The following is a 23,625-nucleotide window of genomic DNA, read 5'->3' on the forward strand; positions in this document are numbered from 1 at the left end:
TTTTCTAAACTACTAATAAGCTATTTTGCCTATTTTTACGTTCTTATTAGTAAAGTCAAAGCAGTAAACGTTTCGCACGAAGGTATGAGAAAATTTTGTTTATTAACCATTGGATTGATTATCAGCAATTTAGCTATTTCGCAGTCGCAATATTTTGGACAAAACAAACCTCGCTATAAAACCTTCGGATTTAAAGTTCTGCAAAGCCCTCACTTCGAGTTATACCATTATTTCAACGAAAATAAGATTCCCAACGACATCATCGTTAATAGCGAACATTGGTATAAAATTCATCAAGAAGTTTTCAAGCTGGCATTTATTAAGCCAAATCCGCTAATTGTTTACCAAAATCACCCTGATTTTCAAGAAACTACCGCCATTGGTGGACAAATTGGAGAAGGAACAGGTGGCGTAACCGAAGGACTCAGAAATCGAGTAGTAATGCCGATGATGTTTTCTAAACGCCAAACCGACCACGTTTTGGGGCATGAATTGGTGCATGCGTTTCAATATCAGTTAATGACTTCTGGCGACTCTACACAAATTGGCAATATACAGAATCTACCACTTTTTATGGTGGAAGGTTTGGCTGAATATATGTCGTTGGGGCGAGTTGACGCCCATACGGCCATGTGGATGCGTGATGCAGTTTTGAGCAACGACATTCCAACAATTAGAGATTTAGTGACCAAAGAATATAAATATTTTCCGTACCGTTGGGGACAAGCTTTTTGGGCATACATGACCGCCACTTATGGTGATGATATTATTCGTCCACTTTTCAGAGAAACGGCCAAATATGGCATTGAAGTAGCTTTCACAAGAAACCTCAAAACAAGTATTGATAAATTTTCGGTAAAGTGGAAACAGGCTTTGATTGATACTTATACGACCATGCGAGCAGGCACTTCTATTCAACCGATTGGAAAAGAAATTGCTTCTCAACGCAATGCGGGCGAAATGAATATTTCACCGTCAATTAGTCCAGATGGCAAATATGTGGCCTATATTTCATCAAAAAATGTCCTTTCACTTGATATTTTTATTGTAGAAACACTTACTGGGCGAATCATTCGCAAGATAGAAAGTAGTTCGTTTGGTTCGCACGTTGATTCGTATAGTTTTCTGGAAACCGCAGGAACGTGGTCGCCAGACGGTCAAAAGTTGGCTTTGGTGATTCAAACTAAAGGTCGAAATAAACTTTCAATCATAGATATTGCCAACGGAAACAAAGATAGTTTTGAACTGAAAGACGTTGATTCTTTTACCAACCCTGCGTGGTCACCCGATGGAAATTCGATTGTAGTTTCTGGGCTGATGAATGGCGAAAGCGATTTATATTTATATAATTTGAAAGAAAAAACGGTCAAAAATCTAACAAAAGACAACTTTTCTGATTTACAACCAACTTGGTCGCCCGATGGTGAATGGATTTATTTTGTTTCAGACAGAGGTAGTAAAAATGTTCGTTTGGAAAAAGCGAGCAATGGAATTTCAAGAATAAACATAGAAACGCTGGCAGTTGAGAATTTTGACTTTTTCCAAGAAGCTGATAATCTAAACCCTTTGGTTGCACCTAGTGGAAAAGCAATTTATTTCTTATCCGATGCCGATGGTTTTAGAAATCTTTATCGTTACGATATTGCCTCGAAACAAATTGAAAAACTAACCAATTATTTTACTGGCATCAGTGGAATTACGATGTATTCTCCCGCAGTCAGTATTGCTACAAAAACGGGACAGCTGATTTATAACTACTTCCAAAACGGCAAATACAACTTATATTTAGCAAGTTACGGGGCGTTTCAGCAACAAGTCGTTGGAAATGAAGTCAATAAATCGGCAGCAAATCTGGCTGTTCAAAAAGAAGGACGAGATATTGTTCAAAAAAATTTAGAGCAAAATAACCTTGTAGTTAGAGTTCCAGAAAAGAAATTGAAACTTCTAAATTATCAACCCAAATTCAAATTAGATTATCTCGGCAGTTCGGGCGTTGGCGTTTCGGCAAGTCGTTGGGGAACTGGCTTGGGCGGAGGCGTAGTTGGACTTTTCAGTGATATGCTTAACCATAATCAATTGGCTGGAGCGGTTTCTATCAATGGTCAAATCCAAGATTTTGGTGGACAACTCATGTACCTTAATCAAAAGAAACCTTTGCAGTGGGGAGTGACTTTTGCACGTATTCCATACCGCTTTCAAGGAACTTACACCGATAGCACTACAAAAACGGCAAGCTTTTTCAAAAGCAATTATGTGACTGATGCCAAAGTAAAATCATCGCTTGGCGTACCAACAAATGATTCTTTGATTGCTAATAAATATTTAATTAATAGACTGGCTATCAACCAAATAGGCGTATTTGCTTTTTATCCACTTAATACCAATCAGCGAATTGAGGGTGGTATCAATGGCAACTGGTATGGCTTTTCGGGCGATGAATATACTGATTACACAACCTTTGACCCCACAACTGGACAATCCTTTGTACTAAATAATAGTACACGCACCAAACTTTCACAGTCCTATTTAAAATCGCAAGGGTTCAATGCCTTTAGTTTGAGTCAATTATACGTAGCTTTTGTGGGAGATAACACAATTTTTGGAACTACTGCACCAATCAAGGGCTATCGTTATAGATTTGAGGCGGGAAGATATTTTGGTTCAACCAGCTATACAAATATTTTGGTTGATGCACGCAAATATCAATATGTAAAACCATTCACGATTGCAGGACGATTCCTCTATAACGGTCGTTTGAATGCATCGAATCTTGATTATTTGAATCAAATTAACCCACTTTATTTAGGTTTTCCGTGGAATATGCACGGTTTTTATGGAAGTGCACTCACAAAACAGCAAAATTTGGGACTGATTACACAAGAAGCCCTGCAAGGCGAACAACTTCTGGTGACAAATCTTGAAGTCAGATTACCACTAACTGGCCCGAAGAAATTGGCTTTGATAGATTTTGCTTACGTACCGAGCGACCTCAATTTTTTCTTTGATTGTGGCATGGTTTGGTCAGCTGATAGAAAAATAAAAAGTGATAATTTTTATAAAACGTCCACTGGCGAAATAAGTTTTAAAGTCCTACCATTGATAATGACAGGCTTTAGTTTACGAGTAAATCTGATGGGATATTTGATTGTAGAGCCATACTTAGCAGTACCGATTTACAATGGAAAACGCCAAAACATGGTTTCGGGAGTAAATTTCTTGATTCCTGGTTGGTAATTTTTTAATAGATAAATTTTGTTGTTCAAACAAAAGATAGCATCTTTGCACCACAACAAAAAACGGGGGTGTAGCTCAGCTGGTTAGAGTACTTGCATGGCATGCAAGGGGTCGTGGGTTCGAATCCCATCTCCTCCACTTTGAAGCTTGATAATCAATGCGATTATCAAGCTTTTTTATTTTAGGTCTTCAAGTTTTTGCAAAAAACAAGGTTACCAAGCTACTTTACTTATATTCCACACAAATCCAAAATTTTCATTCACTAAAAAACGTTGCTAAAATTACAGACAATCCGTCTGAATTTGTACTTTTGTGTAACATCCAAAAAAATCATGAAAACAAAATTATTTAAGTACTTCATCGTCTCCTTTACGCTTGCATTTGTTACTTGGTCATGCGATAAATCAACTACCGAAACTCCTCAACCACAAGTTTTGGTGAGTTCCACGCTCGTTAAAGAATTAACAAAAGAGCAGCTCATTGCAGCACTTGGTTCGAGCTTGGGTTCTCAAGCTGCACTTTTTATTCGCTCTGGAGTTAAGCAATATAAAATTGTTTACAAAACCAAAAATACTGATGGCACTGAAATTCAAGCATCTGGTGGTTTAATTGTTCCTACTGGTTCCACAACTCCTCTTTCGTTGGTTAGTTATCAACACGGAACAATCTTCGATGATAAACAAGCACCTTCATATTTTACTGCCGAGGGCGAAGGTACACTTGCTTCAGTTGTTGCAACGATTGGTTACATCGTAGTTGCTCCCGATTATATTGGTTATGGTGCTTCAAACACACTTCCTCACACCTACGAACACCGTGAAGGACTTGCCTCTGCAAGTCTCGATATGCTTCGAGCAGCGAAAGAAGTAATTGCGAAAGAAAAAATCAGTTGGAATAATAACTTACTAATCGCTGGATATTCAGAAGGTGGATTTGCAACTTTGGCTTTACAGAAAAAAATTGAAGAAGAAACTGGCTCAGAATTTAATTTGAAGGCTTCGAGTTGTGGTGCTGGTGCATACAACAAAACTTTGAGTTTCAAGACACTGGTTTCTACACCTTCGAGTGGTAATCCTCAGCACAATGCTTCTTACATTTGGGTTTTGTTGACGTATGATAGAATCTACAAACTTAACCGCCCAATGACCGATTATTTTGCGGCAGCTTATGCGGCACAGATTCAGAAAGAACAACAAAATGCCAGAATTTCGGGCAGTTTAACAACACTTTTAAGCGATGCTGTAAAAAAAGGAGTAGCTAACGGAACAGATACAGCTTTACTAAATGCAGTAAAAGACAACGATATTTTTGACTGGAAACCAAAAACGCCAACTCAGCTCTATCACGGAACAGCCGATACTTATGTACCGTATTTCAATTCTCAAACAGCCTTCGATGCCATGAAACAACGTGGTGCAAGCAATGTCGAATTGATTCCCATAACTGGTGGCGACCACGGTTCATCTATCCAAAATTATTTACTCGGAACACTTTCTTTCTTCGGAAATGTTAAATAATGAAAAATTAAGAGTTAAGAGTTACCCATTCTTAACTCTTAATTCCTAATTCCTAACTCTCAATTCTCAATTTTCTATGGCAAACTTACAATCAGGTGTTGTACACACAGTATTTTTTTGGTTAAAAGAAAAAGATAACAAAGAGCATCAAGAGGCTCTTCACGCAGGTTTGAAAGAACTCTCAAAAATTGATTTAATCAAGACTGCTTATGTTGGCCGCCCAGCCAATACCAACCGTGAAGTAATTGATTCTTCATACAGTTTTTCTTTGACTTTTGTGTTCGATAATGCCGCTGATCAAGACGCATATCAAGTACATCCTGACCATTATGTATTTATCAATAACTGCTCTTCTCTTTGGGAAAAAGTAGTAGTTTATGATGCCGAAAGTTAATTTTTAACGAAATCTTGCCCAACTTTGCTGTTTTTTTCAGAAATTTGCAGTCCATTACTGCGAACAAGATTCGCATTGTCCTTGATTTCCCATGAAAAAAATACTTTTATCTATACTTACTTTGGCTACAACACTTGCTTATTCACAGAAGTTAAGTTTTGATGCTAAAGGGATTATTGCTATTTCAGATGCCGATATGGCAGCCTCCGCTTTTGTTGATGGTAAGCTATTTAAAGAGCGTGGCAACAAAGATTACATGTCGATTGTGAAACTTCCAATTGAGAAGTATTCCGACGAAATCAGAAGTTTAGTTGTCTCTAACTCGGCTATCAATTCGGCAAAAAGCATTGTTATTTCGCCCAATCGTCCGATTGCTTATGTAGTAGAAGTTCGTGGCACAACGCCCGAAACTACAACCGAAATTCGTAATCTCAATACAGAATTACCAGCAGGTGGCTTTATTTCAGTTGTTGACATTAGCGATTTATCTCAACCAAAGGTTTTATATAAATTCCCGACTGGCAAAAACCCTACGGCAATTGATATTAGCCCGAATGGTGAATATTTAGCACTTTGTAGCGAAGAATATGGCAAAGAATTGCAAGTTCTGGAACTTGACCCAACGGGAAAGCCAATCAGAATTATCAATAAACCGCAGGATTTTCAATCAGGAAAAATTACTGATATAACTTGGCATCCAAACAATAACTTTTTGGTTTTCACGATGGAAGAATCAAAAGAAGTTGGTTTAATGAAAGTTACTCGTGATGGCCCAACGACAAAAATCATTCGATTAGATGTGGTCGGTCGCACCCTAAAAGTTGGAAATTTACCAAGTGCTGGGCAGTTCACACCCGATGGCAAATATTACCTTGTTCCTGACTTAAAATCGAATATTGCCAGCAAATCAGAATCAGGTAGCGACACTTCTGGCGATATGTTTGTGCTAAAATTTAATTTAGAAGGTACAAGCGAGCATTACTTAATCACAAAAACTAAACTTGGCGAAACACCCACAAGTTTTGCGATAAGTCCAGATGGAAGTTTGGTAGCTGTAACCAATGCCAAAAAGTCATATTTTCCGTGGGAAAACAATGATTCTTCAAAAAAAGCGTCAATTTCTTTATTGAAACTTACTTCTGATGGCTCATTGAATAATGTAGCCGAATATGAATTTGAAGGAATTTTACCAAAAAATATTGTGTTTGACAAATCAGGAGAAAACATTGCCGTAACAGTTTTCGATTATTTTAATTTTGGAAAACATTTCGGTGGAATTGAATTTTGGAAAGTAAAAAACGGAGATAAACCAAGTTTACAAAAACAGGATTTCAAACTTTTCATGCCTCGTGGCTGCCACGGAATTCAAATTGTGAAATAATATATTCTAATTCGCTCAAAAGCCTTCAAAATTCATTGAAGGCTTTTTTGTTGGCGATAAATCAGTTAGATTTGGGTTAATTTTTTTGGATATTAAACTTTTCACACTGAAGTAAGATTTAATCCAAATATAAAAATCCTGAAAGGATTAAATATGAATAGCCATAGGTGAAACCTATGGTAATAAGAGTTTTTAAAAGTTCAACCCCGAAGGAGTTAAAATTATTACTCAATATAAACGCCCATAGGTTTCACCTACGGCTATTAAAGTTGAACCACTTTGTGGTTTAGACAAAACTATTACACTTCAAACCCTAAAAAATGACATCAACCAACGACGAAGGACTACGCCGTGAAATCGGTATTTTGGGCTTAGCAGCCAACACACTCAACAGAACTATCGGAGCAGGAATTTTCGTCTTACCTGCCTTTGTCGCCAGTTTTTTGGGCGAAACCAGTATTTTAGCCTACCTTTTTTGTGGATTTCTGATGATGCTCATCATGCTTTGCTTTTCAGAAATTGGCAGTAAAATTACCGTCACGGGGGGAGCTTATGCCTACATTCACGCTGCATTTGGGCCTTATGCAGGTTTCTTGGCCAATACGATGTTTTGGTTTGTTGGAATCTTAGCTGATGCCGCTATTGCCAATGCCATGGCCGATACTCTTAGTATTTATTTACCAATTTTGACCGAACTTCCCTTTAGAGCATTGTTCTTTTTAATAGTTTTTGGACTTTTTACTTATGTCAACATTCTTGGCGTAAAACACGGCGACAATACTGTAAAAATAAACACGCTTATCAAACTTGTTCCATTGGTAATTCTTATCTTAGCAGGCTTTTTTGGCACGTCAATCGAAAACCTAAAATGGCATTCATTACCCACAATCTCAAAATTGGGGGAAGCGTCTCTCCTACTATTTTTTGCATTTGCTGGTGGTGAAGCTTCATTAAATGTCAGTGGTGAACTCAAAAATCCGAAGAGAGTTGTGCCTTTGGGAATCCTTTCGGGCATGGGAGCGGTGGTTTTATTTTATATTTTAATCCAAACCGTTTCACAAGGTGTGCTTGGAGCTGATTTAGTCAACCAAAGTGAAGCTCCATTAGCAGCCGTAGCAAATAAGGTTATCGGTTCGTTTGGTTCAACTTTAATGATAATTGGAGCAGCGTTTTCGATGTTTGCTGCATTGAGCGGCTCGGTTTTGTCTTATCCAAGAGTGATTTTTGCAGGTGCAAACAAAGGTTGGATGCCCAAAATCATGGCCAAAGTTCACCCCAAATTTGCCACCCCGTATATAGCAATCATCACCTATGCTGCATTAGATTTTATTTTCTCCATCTCGGGCGGCTTTAAAGAATTGGCCATTATTGCGAGTGCTTCGTTATTGACTGTCTATTTGGGTGTTGTTTTGGCAACTATCAAGCTTCGACTCAATGAAAATGGTAAGATTGATGATTTCCGACTTCCTGCGGGCATCACTATTCCTATTCTGGCAGCAATTTCTATTCTGTGGTTTTTATCTAATTTGGCAATCAAAGAAGTGAGCAGTCTCGCTATTTTTTTGGTGGTCTTATCAATAATTTATTATTTAATTACCTTTTTCGGAAAAAAGAAAAACAAGGAGATTGAAATCTAAGTTGGTATTGATATTCGTTTGTATAAAAAACGAATCATCAACTTATGAAATACTTTATATCAATTCTGTTATTTATTCTTTTTTCGTGTGAAAGCTCTTCACAGAATATCAATTCACAATCAAACAATATGACAAACGGCTTATCCTATTTAGCTCTGGGCGATAGCTACACAATCGGTGAAAGTGTTACAGAGAACGACCGTTGGCCTGTTCAATTGAGTAAAAGTCTCACCAAAAGTGGTGTAGAAGTAGCTTCACCTCAAATAGTTGCCCGAACAGGTTGGACAACTGATGAATTAAAAGCAAAAATTGTTTCAGAAAATATCACTAAAACTTATGATTTGGTTTCTCTTTTAATCGGTGTAAATAATCAATATCGAGGGCGAAGCGTCGAGCAGTTCCGAACTGAGTTTATTGATTTACTCGAAACAGCTCTCAAGTTTGCAGGAAATAAACCTGAGCGACTTTTTGTGGTATCAATTCCAGATTGGGGTGTAACGCCATTTGGTGGAAAGGGACAAAATAAAACGATTTCTGAAGAAATTGATTTCTTCAATAAAGTAAAAAAAGAAGAAACCGAGAAAAAGGGAATTTTGTATGTTGATATTACACCGATTTCTCGCCAAGCACTAAACGACGCAACGCTTATCGCCACAGATGCTCTTCATCCTTCTGGAAAAATGTATCAGCAATGGGTTGAAAAAATTTCACCCGAATTATTGAAGAAAATAAAGAAATGACAATAGAAAATTTTAAGCAAAAAGCACTCGAACTCGATAAAAATGATAAACTCGCTCATTTCAGAAATCAATTTGAAATCGGCGATGAAATATATTTAGATGGAAATTCTTTGGGAAGATTACCCAAGAAAACACTCGAACTCAGCACTAATCTTATTCAAAATCAATGGGGAAAAAGATTGATAAGAAGCTGGAACGAACACTGGATTGAACTTCCGAATAAAGTTGCAGCTAAAATTGCTCAGATTGTAGGAGCAAGACCCGATGAAATTTTTGTGGGCGATAGTACCTCCATCAATTTCTATAAACTCGCTTTTGCAGCCCTCAATTTTCAAGAGAATAGAACCAAAATCATCACTGATTCAATCAATTTCCCGACTGACATTTATGTTTTGCAAGGTTTGATTGAACAGCAATTCAAGAATCACTCACTTTCAATTATCAAAAGTGATGATGAAATAAGCATCAGTGATGAAGCCATACAGCAAGCCTTAGACGAAAATACAGCCTTATTGACACTAAGTCATGTAGTTTTCAAGAGTGCCTACAAATATAATATGCAGAAAATCAATGACTTAGCACACAAAAAAGGTTCTTTGGTTTTGTGGGATTTGAGTCATTCGGCGGGAGCTGTGCCAGTAAACCTCAACGAATCTGGTGCCGATATGGCTGTGGGTTGTACTTACAAGTATCTCAACGGTGGGCCGGGAGCTCCTGCATTTTTATATGTTAGAAAAGAGTTGCAAGAAAAACTTGCCAACCCCATTTGGGCATGGTTTAGCCATGACAAACCTTTTGATTTTACGCTGGATTATGAAGCCAAGAATGATATTCAACGTTTTGCGGCAGGAACTCCTTCGGTGCTTTCATTGGCAGCGATTGAGGCAGGTTTAGATGTAATGATTGAAGCGGGAATTCAAAATCTAAGAGAAAAAAGTATTGCCCAAAGTAGTTTTTTGATAGAATTAGTTCAAAACCTTTTAGAACCACTCGGTTTTAAGATTGCTTCGCCATTGAATACCGATACACGAGGTTCACATATTTCGATCCAACATCAAGAAGGATATAAAATCAACCGAGCTATGATAGAACCAATTGACGGTTCGCAGAGTATTATTCCAGATTTTCGTCCGCCAAATAATATTAGACTTGGTATTGCACCACTTTACAATACTTTTGAAGAAATATTCCAGACGGTTATTCGCATCAAAAAAATCGTAGAAACTAAGGAATTTGAACGATTTGGTGATGAAAAATTGACTGTGGTTTAGATGAACTTTGGGTGTTTAATGTCTGAAAAACATCAAACACCCAACATCAAACATTTAATTTTACTCTTTCTTAGCTCGTGTATTCGATTTAATAGCAGCCTGAATTACATCCCACATATCGGTTGGAATTTCATTGAGATGATTAAACTCTCCTGCTCCATTTATCCATTCTCCACCATCAATCGTAATTACTTCGCCGTTGATGTACGAAGAAAAATCTGACATCAAATAAGCCGCCAGATTGGCCAATTCTTGATGCTCGCCTACTCGTTTGATTGGCACATTTCCATGGTCTGAGAAGCGTTCTCTTAAATGTGGAGGAAAAGCTTCAACTGGAAAAAGTCTATCCCAAGCACCTTTGGTTGGAAAGGGGCCAGGTGCAATGGCATTGAATCGAATTCCGTATTTTGCCCACTCAACGGCCAAACTTCGGGTCATTGTCAAAACTCCAGATTTTGCCATTGCCGATGGAACAACATAACCCGAGCCAGTTGAGGCATAGGTAGTTACAATACTCAGCACAGTTGCAGCTTGTTTTTTTTCAATCCAATGTTTGCCCAAAGCGAGCGTTGTGTAGTATGTTCCTTTCAGCACAATATCAACAATTGTATCAATGGCTCGGTGTGACAGTCGTTCGGTTGGCGAAATAAAATTTCCTGCGGCATTATTTAGCAAACCGTTGATTTGTCCAAACTCAGCCAAAGTTTTATCTTTCATGGCTTCGATTGCCCCGTAATCTCTTACATCGCAGGCAATTGGCAGAATTTTACCTCCAGTTGCTTGTCTGAGTTCATGGGCAGTTTCTTCCAAAACGGCCAATTTTCTACTTGTAATCACTACATTTGCACCGAGTTCGAGAAAGTATTTTGACATTGATTTACCAAGTCCTGTTCCGCCGCCAGTTACAATAAAAGTTTTTCCATCTAAAGCTCCATCTCTGAGCATAGGTTCATTATACGCCATTATTATTTGATTTTTGATGATGATTAATGCGTAAATCTAAAACAAAAAAGCCACAAATGATTCTATCATCTGTGGCTTTTTTAAGAAAAAATATCACTAAATCAATTACTTTGCAGCTACGATTTTAACGTCAACTTGGAAAGTATCATTAATCATTTTATCGCCGATTGATTCGAAGAAAGATTTAGAAGCATATTTGCTACCAAATTTCGTACGGTCAACTTCAAATTTTGCTGTTGCAGTAGCACCTTTTGTATCTACTGTTACAACCGCAGGGAATGTAATTGGCTGTGTAACACCGTTGATAGTTAAATCGCCAGTTACATCATAGTTACCATTGCCTTTTGAAGTTGCTTTTTTGATTTTCAAATTTGCAGTTGGGTATTTTGCTACATCAAAGAAATCTGGGCTTGTTAAGTGGCCAACTAATTTTGCATTGTAACCAGCATCAGTCAAATCTAAACATTTGATAGATTTCATATCAATCGTAAACTCTCCACCTTGTAATTTCCCAGCATTTACAACCAAACTTCCTGATTGGATACCTACTGTTCCGTTATGTTCTCCCGTAACTTTCTTACCAAGCCAGTTAAAAGTACTTGCACTTGTATTCACTTTTAATGCCACTGGAGCAGCATTTTTTCCACCATCAGCCATTGCTGAAACACTCACTAATGCAGCAAACGCTACAACCATCAAATTTTTAACAACTTTCATTTTTGAACTAAATTTGGATTAAAAAAATATAATTAAATAATAAATTGCACAATTAATCTCTGCTTCCACGCAGCTTGTCTAAAAGTCTGCTTAATGTTTCGGCTTCTTCATCGGTTAGAAACTGTTTTCCATTTTCCCAACTTGCTTGAATTTCGTCAATCTGCTTTAATACTTGAGAGCCTGCGTCGGTGATTCTAATATCACACGCACGGCGGTCAGCGGCATTATCGCATCTCGAAACATAACCTTTCAATAAAAGTTTATCAACTAATCGAGAGGCATTCGACATTTTATCGAGCATTCGCTCAATGATTCCGTTTACTGTAATTGGGTTCGGAAACTGCCCACGTAAAATCCTAAGAACATTATATTGTTGAGCAGATAAATCAAACGGCTTTAATAAACCTTGCTGTTCAGAGTTCATCCAATTGGATGTGTACATAATATTTACAACCACTTTTTGGTATGCACTCTTAAATGGTTTTTGCTGTTTTATATCTTTTTCGATTGACATAATTATATTTTTTATTTAGTTCAATGCAAATATAATACATTAACAATATATGTCTATACATATAATACAACAACTGATTATTTTTAGTTCAAAAGTTCAGAAAAAAAATTCACTGTTATCTATGAAACAATGCAAAACAGGGCTATTTTGATAACAAAATGACTGATAGAGAGGATGTTACACAGAAAAAAATATTTTCAAAAAAATAAAAAATAGAAAATAATCAACTGGAATGAAACAAAATCAACGTAATGGAATAATTGAAGGGGCAGAAATATCAAAATCTCGTAGTTTGAGCGGTTGCGAAGCATCAAAAGCATACCTGAAAGCAGAAGAAATATCAGGAATATTAGGATAATAACCAAGACGAACTTGAAAAGTATTGATTGCCAAATTCTCGTTTCTTAGACGAAATCCGATGCCATATCCTTGATATATCTTACTGTCTATCAATAGTTTACCTTTCAAACTCACCATACCCAGATTCACAAAAGCAAAATGGGCAACCCTAAATCCAAAGATACTCTTGTGAGAAAACAAAACAGTTTCATAGCCAAGTGTTAATCTTTTATCCCCCCGAAGCCCTTCGCTATTCACCCCTAAGATACCTTCTCTCCCACTTATATTGAGGTAATCAAGGGCATCTCGGTTGATACCATAAGTAAAACCAAGATTAAGAAATTGCCGAGTTTGCGATTTTCCGACTCGTATCAATGGGCTAAAATAGAAACCTTGAAGTCCTACAACTCCTTGCTGGGTTTGCTTTTGCTTCAAATATGTACCTGCATTAGCCAAAACGTACAAATAACCTTTATCAGATGGTAGATATTTCCCTTTAGCAAACTGGAAGCCCGCATATCCACGATTTCCAAATTCGGTATTTTCAGTTCCGAGCGTAAAGGCAAATAAATTTCCGACGGGAACATCTTCGGTTCGGCCAAAACCATAAATCAAGAAATCTCGCTGATAATTTCGATTAGAATATCCAATACTGGCTAACCAGTTCGTACGATTCCAGTAAATTTTATTGGTATCAGCACTTACTTCGGGGCGTTTACGGTGTTCAAAACTACTTCTTCTGAGGGCTAATACTAATTGTTTATTTCGTTGCGTTGGGTCAAGTCTAAATGCACGACCGTACCACACATCTGAATAAAAATAGCTTACTTTATAAGTCAACGCACTATCTATATCGTTGATAATCAATTTTTTATACTCACGAACGCGTGTATAACCTAATTCGGCAGAACCAGCGTTTCGAGTTTCTACAGTCAAAAAAGGTCGATAAATTTGTACTGAATATTGAGCTAAATCTCGCTCATTAATGAGTTTCAATTGCCCTGAAACAAAACTGCTTCCAATGTACGGAATTGAATAAATACTACGCCAACCAAAACGCTGATATGGGTCGTCAGCACGCCACGTGACTTTATTCAGAAACGAATGGCCACGCCCTTGAAAGTTTCGTTCTTCTACGCCAAAACCAAAATTGCTGAAACTATCGCCCGACACATCAAAATTTATCGACCAAACATCTTGTGTAAGGATCAACACATCAACCATCCAATTTACATTTGGACGCTCAATAATATAAATTCGAGCATCGTGAATAATCGGGTTAGCCCTAAGCAGACGTTCGTTGTCTTTTAAAGTTTGGGGATTCAGTTTATCACCTTCTTTGAAGAGTAAAAAAGATTGTCGAATTACTTTTTCTCGGGTATTGTAATGGAAACTTTTACTGGCAAAATGTTCAATTTTTGAACCTTTTCGAGTAGTATCATTGACACTCGGTCCGAAAATTTCGAGTTTTTTAATGATTACTTTACCAATTACTTTTCCATCGTATTTTTCAAATGGATTTACCTCAATTTCTTTGATTTCTTTGTTCTGTCTTGAATTATAAACATCTCGAAACACCGCTCCATAGATACTTTTACCAACCTTACTCTTATTCATTTTTTGCTTTAGCTTCGCATACATGATGCTATCCTCTGCCGACTTTCCGCTGTCAAGGCTATCGGAGAGGCTTTTTTGAGCAAAAGCTGCATTAATGACCAAAACAAATATGATGAACAAGTACTTCATGTTTCAATTTAGTGATTTTTCATTAATTCGGACTTAAATTTAAAATTAAGACTGATAATTGGCTAAAAATAACGAATTTCGCTCCTTGAAAATCTAAGAAACTTTATGAAATTATCAAAACTATTAGTTTTAGCATCAAATTCTCCACGCCGAAAAGAAATCATGCAAAATGCTGGCTATGAATTTACGGTAAAAGTGATACCAACGGATGAAAGTTTTTCGGAAGAAATGCCCGTTGAAGAAGTACCAGTTTTCTTGGCTCGCACAAAAGCCGAATGTTTCAGAGAAAATCTTCAAGACGAAATCATTCTTTGTGCAGATACAGTTGTGGTTATTGACCAAGAAAATAAAAAGAGCCTTGTCAGGCCGAGTACAATCTTAAATAAACCAGCCGACCATGCCGAAGCTAAAGAAATGCTTAAAACATTAAGTGGATGTGTACACCGAGTTATTACGGGCGTTTGTGTAATGACTGCCGAAGAAACCATTGGTTTTGCTGATACTTCTTATGTCCATTTTAAGGATTTGAGCGACTGGGAAATTGATTATTACATTGAGCGTTGCAAGCCTTTCGACAAAGCAGGTGCTTACGGTGTGCAAGATTTTATTGGTATGATTGGAATCCCAAAAATCGAAGGTTCGTTTTATACAGTTATGGGCTTGCCAATTCATCGGGTTTATGAGGTGCTGGAAAAGTATGTTCTCAGAAATTAGATGTATTTTTACGAAATACTTTAACCTTATACGACAATGAAACGCATTTTACTACAATGCACACTGCTGCTTTTTGTTTTACAACAGTCTTTTAGTCAAGTAATTACGACCGATTCTTTCTTTCCTAATGGGGATAAAGAAATTACACTAATCTTTGATTTAAAACAAGCTAAGGATGTTCGGGTGGCTGGTTTACTCGGCAAAACCTCCGATGTTTTCCTATGGTCAGGTGCTGGAACGGCCGACAACGCCTTTGAATTTCAACCTACTGGACAAACAAATTTTGGCGTTCCGTTTGAAATGGGACGCATGACTTCACTGGGCAATGACCGTTGGAGCATCAAACTAAAACCTCGTGACTATTATAAAGTTCCTGTTGGACGAACTATCAAAAAACTTGGTTTATTGCTCAAAAGTGGTGATGGGAAAGCCCAAACTGAGGATTTTATTTTGGATTTGTATGATGACAAACTCTATTACAAACTCATTGAACCTGACTTAAATACTTTTTTGAAGAAAATCAGTCATTAAAAATCAGCATAAAAACCTCAAAAAAAGCTGATAAAATTACTTTTGGATTTAATACAACCAGTGACGCTTTTACTACTCAGGTTGATTTATATAATTCCTTTGTTACAAATAAAGATTCGGTAACTATTTCTATGACTCCCACACCTAAAAATATGTTTCTTCAAATCAAAAGTGGCAATGAGGAAATAATTGACGAAATTAAATTTAAAATCAAACCTAAAATTAACATCTTGAATCTTCCGCCAAACATCAAAGACGGCATCAATTATATCAATGATAATACCGTCACGTTTTCGTTTTTTGCTCCTAAAAAAAGTTTTGTTTACCTCATCGGTGATTTCAATGATTGGCAAATCGACCCAAGATATTTGATGAATCAAACACCTGATGGCGAGCGTTATTGGCTGATAATCAATAACTTAGAAAAGGGAAAAGAATATGCTTTTCAATATTTGATTGATGCAAAAACAGCGGTCGGTGACCCATTTTGCGAAAAAATCCTCGACCCAAGATTTGATTCTGAGATTTCGGCAAGTACTTATCCGAATCTAAAACTTTATCCATCAAAAAATACTTATGGTGGTACAGTTTCAGTACTTCAAACTGGTCAAACTCCCTATAACTGGAAAGTAAAAGATTTCAAACGCCCTGCTAAAGATAAATTAGTTATCTATGAGCTTCTGGTGCGTGATTTTATTAACTCTCGCAAATACCGAGAAGTAGCCGATTCGATTGCCTATTTCAAGCGTTTGGGCATAAATGCCATCGAATTGATGCCAATCAATGAATTTACTGCAAATAATTCGTGGGGCTATAATCCGACTTATTATACTGCACCTGATAAAGCTTACGGAACAAAAGATGATTTGAAATATTTGATAGATAAATGCCACGAAAATGGCATTGCTGTTATTCTTGATGTGGTTTTCAATCATACAGATTATGAGTTTCCTTATACAAAAGCTTATTGGGGAGGCTCACAACCCGCGGCTGATAGTCCATTTCAAAATCCGACTGCTCCGCATTTGTATTCGGTATTTTTTGACTTTAATCATGAAAGTACTGCTACGCAAAACTATTTCGATAGAGTTCTGGAATTTTGGTTGAAAGAATACAAAGTCGATGGCTTTCGCTTTGATTTATCGAAAGGGTTTACACAAAGAAAATCATTGACCGATTCTCAGATGTCCGCCTATGATGAGAATAGAATAAAGACTTTGAAACATTTTTATGATAAAATCAGGGCATTTGATAAAGATTCGTACTTGATTTTAGAACATTTTGCCGATAATACCGAAGAAACTGAACTGGCAAACTTCGGTTTTATGCTTTGGGGAAATCAGAACGGTTCTGCTCGAAATAATATAAAAGGCACGAATAATAGTTTTTCCGGACTAAACTATAAATTTAAAGGTTGGAACGAACCAAATTTGGTTGGTTACATAGAAAGTCACGACGAGGAGAGAATTGTATATGATGCTCTCAATAATGGCCGAAACGAAGTAAAGAATTTAGCCACAGTTCTTGAACGCTCGAAAGCCGTAGCAGCCATGTTTTTTGCCTACCCTGGCCCAAAAATGCTTTGGCAATTTGGCGAGTTTGGCTACGATGTAAACATTGATTTCAACGGAAGAACGGGCATAAAACCACAAAAATGGGAATATCTCAAAGATGAAAACCGACTGAAATTATTTAAAGTGTATGCCGAGTTAATCAAACTTAAAACCACGCAAGCAGCCTTTAGCTCAAAAGATTTTAATGAATCAACGGGTAGTGTAGTGAAACAAGTAGCCTTGAATCACAGTTCGATGAATGTACGAATCATTGCTAATTTGAGTATTAACAGCGAAACATCCAATGTCAACTTTGAATCGACTGGCAAATGGTATGATTATTTTACGGGTCAAGAAATCAATGTAAATGAGGTTACACCTCGTATCAATTTAGCTGCGGGAGAATTTCATATTTTCACGAATGTAAAATTACCTACACCCGAAGCCAATTTAGTGCCGTGGAAAGGTGATTTTACAATAACGGCCAACGAGATTTCATCGAATAACTCAAAATTTCAAATTTATCCAAACCCAACAACTGACAAAATAACTTTGAAACTAAACGGAGAAAAAACGAAGATTTCGGTAGAAGATATTTGGGGCAGAACTTTGTTGCAGACCGAAACCAAAGAAATCGAACCAAGTATAGATTTATCGGGTTATTCGTCAGGAATGTATTTTATTCGTACCATTCAAAAAGGTAAAGCTCGAACAACGAAAATAATTAAAAATTAGAATTTCAGCGTACGGACGTATCGCATACGTCCGTTGCGGAGAACAAATATAGAAGTAAAATGACCAAAGACGAATTAGTAATTTTCTATAACGAACCCGACGAAAAGGTATATGTAAAAGTACCCGCAGGGCTGGAAACGCACTATCAATTATCAAACCTATCGGGTAAAATCTTGCAAGAAGCCATCCACGAAAAAGCCTTGCATGATTTCGATTTATCGGGTCTTCCCGAAGGAATTTACTTCGTAATTGTCAACCAAGATGACGTCATTCGGTCGAAGAAGATTATTAGGAATCTGGATTGATTGCAGTAGAAAAAACTTATATTTGTTTTAAAATATTACGATTATGGCAGCAATAAGCGAAATTCAAAGCCCAATTTCTACGGAATTGCCAAAAACTCTTGCCGAATTTTTGGAGTGGGAACCCGAAGATGGCTTTAAATATGAGTGGCATGACGGGGAAATAATACAATTTAGAGGTTTAAATCGCTACACTATTTCAATATATGCAAATATTACACGTAAGTTGTTGAATGATTTGGAGTATGAAAATGGAATGTGCATTTCAAAGCCTGATATTATGCTAACACCAACACAACTACGAAGACCTGATATCGCATTTTATTCTGAGGAACAAATTCTCAAACTAAAAAATGAAGAAGATACTATTCCTGAATATATTATTGAGGTTATTTCAGAAAATGATAGTATTATTCAAATTGAAAAAAGAACAACTGAATATTTTAAAGCAGGGGTAAAAGTAGTTTGGAATATTTATCCAGAACCTGAATTGGTTTATGTCTATACCTCTCGCAAGCAAGTGCAGATTTGTATGGATGATGATATTTGCTCAGCAGCACCAGTTTTGCCTGAATTTGAAGTAAAAGTTAATGAGATTTTTGCTTAGTTATAATAATGAAAAAATACTATTTAATTTTTATCTCAACACTTCTATTTAGTTCCTGCAATTCTTATAAAGACTTGCCAACTTTCACCGAAAACCCAGCTTGGAAAACTCAAGAAATTCCTGCCACAGCACAAGCCAATACTGGAAATGCAGAAGCGGGTTATAAATATCTGACCGAAGGTGATTATATTGGGGGTGGTACACCCTTTGAGATAATGAAAAATAAAATGCTAAAAAAGCCCGATACCGTTTTAGCTCGAAGTGGCGATAATCAATTTGCCTTTTATTGGGGCAATGTGTTTAAAACTACCAACGGCACAAAAGTATTTGCAGGTAATTGTCTTACGTGCCATTCTTCAGCACTAAATGGCAAAGTTGTTCTGGGTTTGGGAAATAGCTTTGCTGATTTCAAAAAAAGTCAGGCTAAAACAACCAAACTTTTGAGACTCTTGGTTAGTTTAAAATACAAAAAAAATAGCCCAGAAAGAGAAGCTTTCAAACCTTACGGGAATTCAATAAAAGTTTTACCAACTTATATTATCACCAATAACTCGGGAGTAAACCCTGCATTTAGGTTAGAAGAAGCTTGCACCATTTATCGTAATCCAGTTGATTTATTACACCAAAAGAAAGCCAATTTCAAACCAATTAAATATACCTTGGCGTCGGATATCCCCCCACTTTGGAATATCACTAAGAAAAATGCTCTTTATTATAACGGTATGGGGCGTGGAAGTATGACTAAATTATTGATGCAAGCATCACTCTTAGGCATTCCAGATACAACCGCCGCTCGAAAAGTAAACGAGAATTTTGATGATATACTGGCATGGCTAAAATCAATTACACCGCCTCCCTACCCGCAAGAAATTGATAATGTTAAACTTATAGCTGGTCAAACAGTATTTGAAAAAAATTGTAGCAATTGTCATGGCACTTATAGCAATAAAAGCAAATTTCCAAATAAACTTGTAGCTTTACATATCGTAAAAACCGACCCACTTTATGCCCGATATTTTAGTCAAAACTCACATTTGGTTGAATGGTATAACAAAAGTTGGTTTGCAAATTCTACTCCAAAATCAACACTTCAAGCCGAAGATGGATATGTTGCTCCGCCATTGGATGGAATTTGGGCTTCTGCACCGTACTTACACAACGGTTCTGTACCAACGCTTGATGATTTATTGAATAGCTCTCAACGCCCAATAAAATGGCAGAGAAGCCCGTCCAGTTATGATTATGACTACCAAAAAATTGGCTGGAAATATACGATACCTACAAAGAATAAAGGAAATAGAATCTACGATACTAAACTACCAGGGTATAGCAATGCTGGACATACTTTTGGAGATAAACTAAGCCCAGAAGAACGTACAAATTTGATTGAATATCTGAAAACTTTGTAAAAGAAAAAAGGTTTGCAACCAAAATTGCAAACCTTTCTTAGTAAGTGATATTTATCCCAAATTATCTATTCATAGTCAACAAAAACTCTTCGTTATTACGTGTTCCTTTCATTTTGTCGAGTAAGAATTCCATAGTTTCCATTGGGTTCATATCTGCCATGAATTTACGCAATAACCATACTTTTTGTAGCGAATCTTTATCCATCAATAAATCTTCACGGCGTGTACCTGAGGCCAAAATATCAATCGCAGGATATACACGTTTGTTCGATAATTTACGGTCGAGTTGGAGTTCCATATTACCCGTACCCTTAAATTCTTCAAAGATAACCTCGTCCATTTTCGAGCCTGTATCAATCAAGGCGGTTGCGATAATCGTTAACGAACCTCCATTTTCTACATTACGGGCTGCACCAAAGAAACGTTTTGGTTTGTGAAGTGCATTGGCATCAACACCACCCGAAAGGATTTTTCCTGATGATGGAATCACAGTATTATAAGCACGAGCCAAACGAGTGATTGAATCGAGCAAGATAACTACATCGTGTCCGCACTCTACTAATCGTTTTGCTTTTTCCAAAACCACTCCGGAAACTTTTACGTGGCGGTCGGCAGTTTCATCAAAAGTTGAAGCAATTACTTCGGCACGCACACTACGTTGCATATCAGTAACCTCTTCAGGGCGTTCGTCAATTAACAAAATAATCAAATAAACCTCTGGATGGTTGCGAGTGATGGCATTAGCAATTTCCTTTAATAAAACAGTTTTACCAGTTTTTGGCTGTGCTACAATCATTCCACGCTGACCTTTTCCGATTGGTGCAAATAAATCAAGCACACGAGTAGAATATACATCAGGTCGGCTACTTAATTTGATTTGTTCTTCGGGGAAGAGTGGAGTGAGATATTCAAACGGAATACGGTCACGAATTTCTTCTGTAGTTTTTCCATTGACTGAAAGCACTCGCAATAAAGCAAAATACTTTTCTCCTTCTTTCGGTGGGCGAATTGCTCCTTTTACAGTATCACCCGTTTTCAAACCAAACAATTTAATTTGTGATGGTGAAACATAAATATCATCAGGGCTGGCCAAATAATTATAATCAGCCGAACGCAAGAAACCGTACCCACCTTCTTGCATGATTTCCAAAACACCTTCGTTTTCGATAATTCCATCAAATTCTTTGATGAGATTATTGAATTGCTTTTTAATGTCTTTGGTATAAGTATCGACGTAGCGTTTGTCTTCTTTTGGTTCTGGTATTTCAGGAATAATCTCGTCAGTCAATCTTGCGAATTCACTCATTTCGGCATCGATTGCAGCTAAATCAAAATCTGCAGGTTCTTCCAAATTCAAGACAGGCTCTTCATCAGCTACTTGCATATCAGAAAAAGTCTCTGGTTGTACAGGCACTGGTTTTTGTTTATCAAATGACTTTTTGTTGTCATTCTTCTTAAAATTTACTGGTTTGGCCTGAGGTTTTTCAGTAATTGGCTGAACTTCAACCACTGGAGAAGCAACAGTTGCTGGCTCAGTTGGTTTTTCGTCAGTTTTAGGTAAGCGTTTTCTATTTTTTAATCCTTTATCTTCTTTAAAGAGAGGCTGCTCGATTGGTGAATTTGCAGTAGAATCAGTGGCTGCACCTTTGGGGGTATTAAAGATAGAAGCTGAACTTTGGTTCTCTAAAATCTTTTCAACTAATTCGGTTTTAGAGGCCGTTCGGACATCTTTAATGCCTAATTCTATACAAATTTTCCTTAACTCTGATAGAAGTTTAAGATTCAGTTCTTCTGATGTGTACATACGAGAGAATTAACAAGACGTTACAATTGCTAAAGATTAGCGGTTAGATTTTTAAAATAAGATGTATTTTGGAAAAGACACTTCCAAGAATTTTAGCATTTAATCAAATACTCGGAGATTTCTCGAAGAGTTCACTCGATGAAATTACTCGAAAAAAACGAAAACTTTGCTCGGATACAATTGGCTAAATCAAGAATTTTCTTTTGAGAATAGATGAGCCGATTGAAGTGTTTTGCTGGATTTGCATGCAATAATAAAACTTTATTTTTGTATTCACAAGCATTTTACAAAAAATAAAAAAATATTTTCAGGTTATCTCCTTTTACATTTTCAATAATCATCATCAATATTTTTATCATCGGTGATACCGAATAAAGTAGTAGTTGGGCTGGCCAATTCTACGCCATTTTTGTCCAAAACTTGGTTTATCATATAATTTATTTCTTGTCGAATGCCTTTACTTTCCCAATAATCAGGTGTTGCAGCAAAAAATACAACCAATAAATTAATTGAATATTCGCCTATAGCATCAAACTTCACATGTCCTTCGTGGTCTTTGGTTTGTTCATGAATATCTATCAGATGTTGAATTTCATCAACTACTGTTTTAATTTTTACAATCGGAGTATCGAGTTTCAATTTGAGAAAAAACTTGTGTCGGCGATCTTTGCGTTGTGTCAAATTATTGAGTGTTTGTGAAACCAACATTTGGTTAGGAACAACAATCAGACTACCATCAACGTGACGGATGCGAGTACTACGAAAGCCCACTTTTTCAACTTTCCCGACCATACTTCCCAGCTCAATATCATCGCCAACAATAAAAGGTTGCTCTGTAAATAACGTAAAAGATGCGAAAAGGTTTTCGAGTGTGGCACGTGCCGCCAAAGCTAAGGCAACTCCACCAATACCCAAACCTGTGATTAGACTAATGACATCTTGGCGAAAGACAAAGCCCAAAATCAAGAAAAACGAACAAAAAACTATCAAAGCAATGATAATATCTCGGAAAAATGGCACAAGATGCTCGTCAGTTTTGATATCGTTTTCTTCGGCTTTTTTCAAAAAAACTAGAGCAAAGAATTTTACCAAACGAATGATTATCCAAGTAATGGCAATCACAAAAAGCGTATCAAGAAGTTTATCGGCAAATTCGCTTACTCGCATTTTGCCAAATGGAATAATTCTCCATTTACGTGGGAACGAAATTTCATCAACAGCAGAGTAAAGTATAAGTAAAGTGAAGATAAACTCAACTGGGCGTTTGAGTAAATCTACGAAGTTGGACACTGGTACATTTTGGGTTTCTTGCTTAATAAGACGGTAAGCGATTTTACTTACCAAAACCGAAAATATCCTTTTAAAAAGAAATCCTACCAGTAAAATACCCAAAAACCAAAGCCAGTTTTCAACTGGATTATATAAAAAACTCTTGTGTAGAATCTTGTCTAAATTATTCATCTAAAATCTTTCGATATAAGTTGTAAAAAATGAATAGCCAAATCAATTGGCAAGTA

At 36.8% G+C, this 23,625-nt stretch carries 19 protein-coding genes and 1 tRNA gene; 14 read left to right on the top strand and 6 right to left on the bottom strand.

What is annotated here, in order from left to right; genetic code table 11:
- The first annotated feature begins 84 nt into the window (after positions 1 to 84).
- The 8 genes from ABR854_RS07740 (at position 85) to kynU (ending at position 10,174) form a co-directional block, all read left to right on the top strand.
- Positions 85 to 3,234: an LpqB family beta-propeller domain-containing protein gene (locus ABR854_RS07740; RefSeq protein ID WP_350264830.1), complete on the top strand. Its 3,150-nt coding sequence runs from the start codon at positions 85 to 87 to the stop codon at positions 3,232 to 3,234.
- A gap of 64 nt (positions 3,235 to 3,298) precedes the next feature.
- Positions 3,299 to 3,372, top strand: a tRNA-Ala gene (locus tag ABR854_RS07745).
- 194 nt (positions 3,373 to 3,566) lie between these two features.
- Entirely contained in the window at positions 3,567 to 4,751 is a 1,185-nt protein-coding gene (locus ABR854_RS07750) for an alpha/beta hydrolase family protein (RefSeq protein ID WP_350264831.1), read from the top strand.
- A 76-nt stretch (positions 4,752 to 4,827) separates the two neighbouring features.
- On the top strand, positions 4,828 to 5,145 hold the full coding sequence (locus ABR854_RS07755; RefSeq protein WP_350264832.1) for a Dabb family protein: 318 nt from the start codon (positions 4,828 to 4,830) through the stop codon (positions 5,143 to 5,145).
- 91 nt (positions 5,146 to 5,236) lie between these two features.
- Entirely contained in the window at positions 5,237 to 6,526 is a 1,290-nt protein-coding gene (locus ABR854_RS07760) for a YncE family protein (protein ID WP_350264833.1), read from the top strand.
- Positions 6,527 to 6,846: 320 nt separating this feature from the next.
- Positions 6,847 to 8,163, top strand: a complete 1,317-nt coding sequence (locus tag ABR854_RS07765) for an APC family permease (protein ID WP_350264834.1) — start codon at positions 6,847 to 6,849, stop codon at positions 8,161 to 8,163.
- A 128-nt stretch (positions 8,164 to 8,291) separates the two neighbouring features.
- Complete coding sequence (locus tag ABR854_RS07770) at positions 8,292 to 8,903, top strand: SGNH/GDSL hydrolase family protein (protein WP_350264835.1); 612 nt, start codon at positions 8,292 to 8,294, stop codon at positions 8,901 to 8,903.
- The gene (kynU, locus tag ABR854_RS07775) at positions 8,900 to 10,174 is read left to right on the top strand and encodes a kynureninase (protein ID WP_350264837.1); all 1,275 of its coding nucleotides are present in this window, start codon (positions 8,900 to 8,902) and stop codon (positions 10,172 to 10,174) included. The genes ABR854_RS07770 and kynU overlap by 4 nt, the downstream gene beginning before the upstream one ends.
- 60 nt (positions 10,175 to 10,234) lie before the next feature.
- Here kynU and ABR854_RS07780 read toward each other — a convergent pair whose 3' ends face one another.
- The 4 genes from ABR854_RS07780 to ABR854_RS07795 form a co-directional block, all read right to left on the bottom strand.
- Positions 10,235 to 11,137, bottom strand: coding sequence for an SDR family oxidoreductase (locus ABR854_RS07780; RefSeq protein WP_350264838.1), 903 nt, complete (start codon positions 11,135 to 11,137; stop codon positions 10,235 to 10,237).
- A gap of 105 nt (positions 11,138 to 11,242) precedes the next feature.
- Positions 11,243 to 11,854: a YceI family protein gene (locus tag ABR854_RS07785; protein WP_350264839.1), complete on the bottom strand. Its 612-nt coding sequence runs from the start codon at positions 11,852 to 11,854 to the stop codon at positions 11,243 to 11,245.
- A gap of 52 nt (positions 11,855 to 11,906) precedes the next feature.
- Complete coding sequence (locus ABR854_RS07790; protein ID WP_350264840.1) at positions 11,907 to 12,368, bottom strand: MarR family winged helix-turn-helix transcriptional regulator; 462 nt, start codon at positions 12,366 to 12,368, stop codon at positions 11,907 to 11,909.
- A 243-nt stretch (positions 12,369 to 12,611) separates the two neighbouring features.
- Entirely contained in the window at positions 12,612 to 14,453 is a 1,842-nt protein-coding gene (locus ABR854_RS07795; protein WP_350264841.1) for a BamA/TamA family outer membrane protein, read from the bottom strand.
- A 105-nt stretch (positions 14,454 to 14,558) separates the two neighbouring features.
- On the opposite strand from ABR854_RS07795, the gene ABR854_RS07800 reads away from it, so the two are divergent.
- The 6 genes from ABR854_RS07800 to ABR854_RS07825 all read left to right on the top strand — a co-directional run bounded on the left by ABR854_RS07800 (position 14,559) and on the right by ABR854_RS07825 (position 20,304).
- Positions 14,559 to 15,167 carry a Maf family nucleotide pyrophosphatase gene (locus ABR854_RS07800; protein ID WP_350264842.1) on the top strand — a complete coding sequence of 203 codons (609 nt, stop codon included), beginning with the start codon at positions 14,559 to 14,561 and terminating at the stop codon, positions 15,165 to 15,167.
- Positions 15,168 to 15,203: 36 nt separating this feature from the next.
- Positions 15,204 to 15,698: a hypothetical protein gene (locus ABR854_RS07805; RefSeq protein WP_350264843.1), complete on the top strand. Its 495-nt coding sequence runs from the start codon at positions 15,204 to 15,206 to the stop codon at positions 15,696 to 15,698.
- A 152-nt stretch (positions 15,699 to 15,850) separates the two neighbouring features.
- A complete protein-coding gene (locus tag ABR854_RS07810; RefSeq protein WP_350264844.1) occupies positions 15,851 to 17,986 on the top strand; it encodes an alpha-amylase family glycosyl hydrolase in 2,136 nt (711 codons plus the stop codon).
- A 59-nt stretch (positions 17,987 to 18,045) separates the two neighbouring features.
- On the top strand, positions 18,046 to 18,291 hold the full coding sequence (locus ABR854_RS07815; protein WP_350264845.1) for a T9SS type A sorting domain-containing protein: 246 nt from the start codon (positions 18,046 to 18,048) through the stop codon (positions 18,289 to 18,291).
- Positions 18,292 to 18,334: 43 nt separating this feature from the next.
- A complete protein-coding gene (locus ABR854_RS07820) occupies positions 18,335 to 18,895 on the top strand; it encodes a Uma2 family endonuclease (protein WP_350264846.1) in 561 nt (186 codons plus the stop codon).
- Between the two features lie 8 nt (positions 18,896 to 18,903).
- A complete protein-coding gene (locus tag ABR854_RS07825) occupies positions 18,904 to 20,304 on the top strand; it encodes a c-type cytochrome (RefSeq protein WP_350264847.1) in 1,401 nt (466 codons plus the stop codon).
- A 61-nt stretch (positions 20,305 to 20,365) separates the two neighbouring features.
- Here ABR854_RS07825 and rho read toward each other — a convergent pair whose 3' ends face one another.
- Complete coding sequence (gene rho, locus ABR854_RS07830) at positions 20,366 to 22,108, bottom strand: transcription termination factor Rho (protein WP_350264849.1); 1,743 nt, start codon at positions 22,106 to 22,108, stop codon at positions 20,366 to 20,368.
- A gap of 330 nt (positions 22,109 to 22,438) precedes the next feature.
- Positions 22,439 to 23,569, bottom strand: coding sequence for a mechanosensitive ion channel family protein (locus tag ABR854_RS07835; RefSeq protein WP_350264850.1), 1,131 nt, complete (start codon positions 23,567 to 23,569; stop codon positions 22,439 to 22,441).
- Between the last annotated feature and the right edge of the window lie 56 nt (positions 23,570 to 23,625).

This window comes from Emticicia sp. W12TSBA100-4 (genome assembly GCF_040253585.1).
GTDB lineage: Bacteria > Bacteroidota > Bacteroidia > Cytophagales > Spirosomataceae > Emticicia.

Coding starts and splice junctions, on each gene's coding strand:
- ABR854_RS07740 (WP_350264830.1), top strand. CDS start 85: ATGAGAAAATTTTGTTTATTAACCATTGGATTGATTATCAGCAATTTA.
- ABR854_RS07750 (WP_350264831.1), top strand. CDS start 3,567: ATGAAAACAAAATTATTTAAGTACTTCATCGTCTCCTTTACGCTTGCA.
- ABR854_RS07755 (WP_350264832.1), top strand. CDS start 4,828: ATGGCAAACTTACAATCAGGTGTTGTACACACAGTATTTTTTTGGTTA.
- ABR854_RS07760 (WP_350264833.1), top strand. CDS start 5,237: ATGAAAAAAATACTTTTATCTATACTTACTTTGGCTACAACACTTGCT.
- ABR854_RS07765 (WP_350264834.1), top strand. CDS start 6,847: ATGACATCAACCAACGACGAAGGACTACGCCGTGAAATCGGTATTTTG.
- ABR854_RS07770 (WP_350264835.1), top strand. CDS start 8,292: ATGACAAACGGCTTATCCTATTTAGCTCTGGGCGATAGCTACACAATC.
- kynU (WP_350264837.1), top strand. CDS start 8,900: ATGACAATAGAAAATTTTAAGCAAAAAGCACTCGAACTCGATAAAAAT.
- ABR854_RS07780 (WP_350264838.1), bottom strand. CDS start 11,137: ATGGCGTATAATGAACCTATGCTCAGAGATGGAGCTTTAGATGGAAAA.
- ABR854_RS07785 (WP_350264839.1), bottom strand. CDS start 11,854: ATGAAAGTTGTTAAAAATTTGATGGTTGTAGCGTTTGCTGCATTAGTG.
- ABR854_RS07790 (WP_350264840.1), bottom strand. CDS start 12,368: ATGTCAATCGAAAAAGATATAAAACAGCAAAAACCATTTAAGAGTGCA.
- ABR854_RS07795 (WP_350264841.1), bottom strand. CDS start 14,453: ATGAAGTACTTGTTCATCATATTTGTTTTGGTCATTAATGCAGCTTTT.
- ABR854_RS07800 (WP_350264842.1), top strand. CDS start 14,559: ATGAAATTATCAAAACTATTAGTTTTAGCATCAAATTCTCCACGCCGA.
- ABR854_RS07805 (WP_350264843.1), top strand. CDS start 15,204: ATGAAACGCATTTTACTACAATGCACACTGCTGCTTTTTGTTTTACAA.
- ABR854_RS07810 (WP_350264844.1), top strand. CDS start 15,851: ATGTTTCTTCAAATCAAAAGTGGCAATGAGGAAATAATTGACGAAATT.
- ABR854_RS07815 (WP_350264845.1), top strand. CDS start 18,046: ATGACCAAAGACGAATTAGTAATTTTCTATAACGAACCCGACGAAAAG.
- ABR854_RS07820 (WP_350264846.1), top strand. CDS start 18,335: ATGGCAGCAATAAGCGAAATTCAAAGCCCAATTTCTACGGAATTGCCA.
- ABR854_RS07825 (WP_350264847.1), top strand. CDS start 18,904: ATGAAAAAATACTATTTAATTTTTATCTCAACACTTCTATTTAGTTCC.
- rho (WP_350264849.1), bottom strand. CDS start 22,108: ATGTACACATCAGAAGAACTGAATCTTAAACTTCTATCAGAGTTAAGG.
- ABR854_RS07835 (WP_350264850.1), bottom strand. CDS start 23,569: ATGAATAATTTAGACAAGATTCTACACAAGAGTTTTTTATATAATCCA.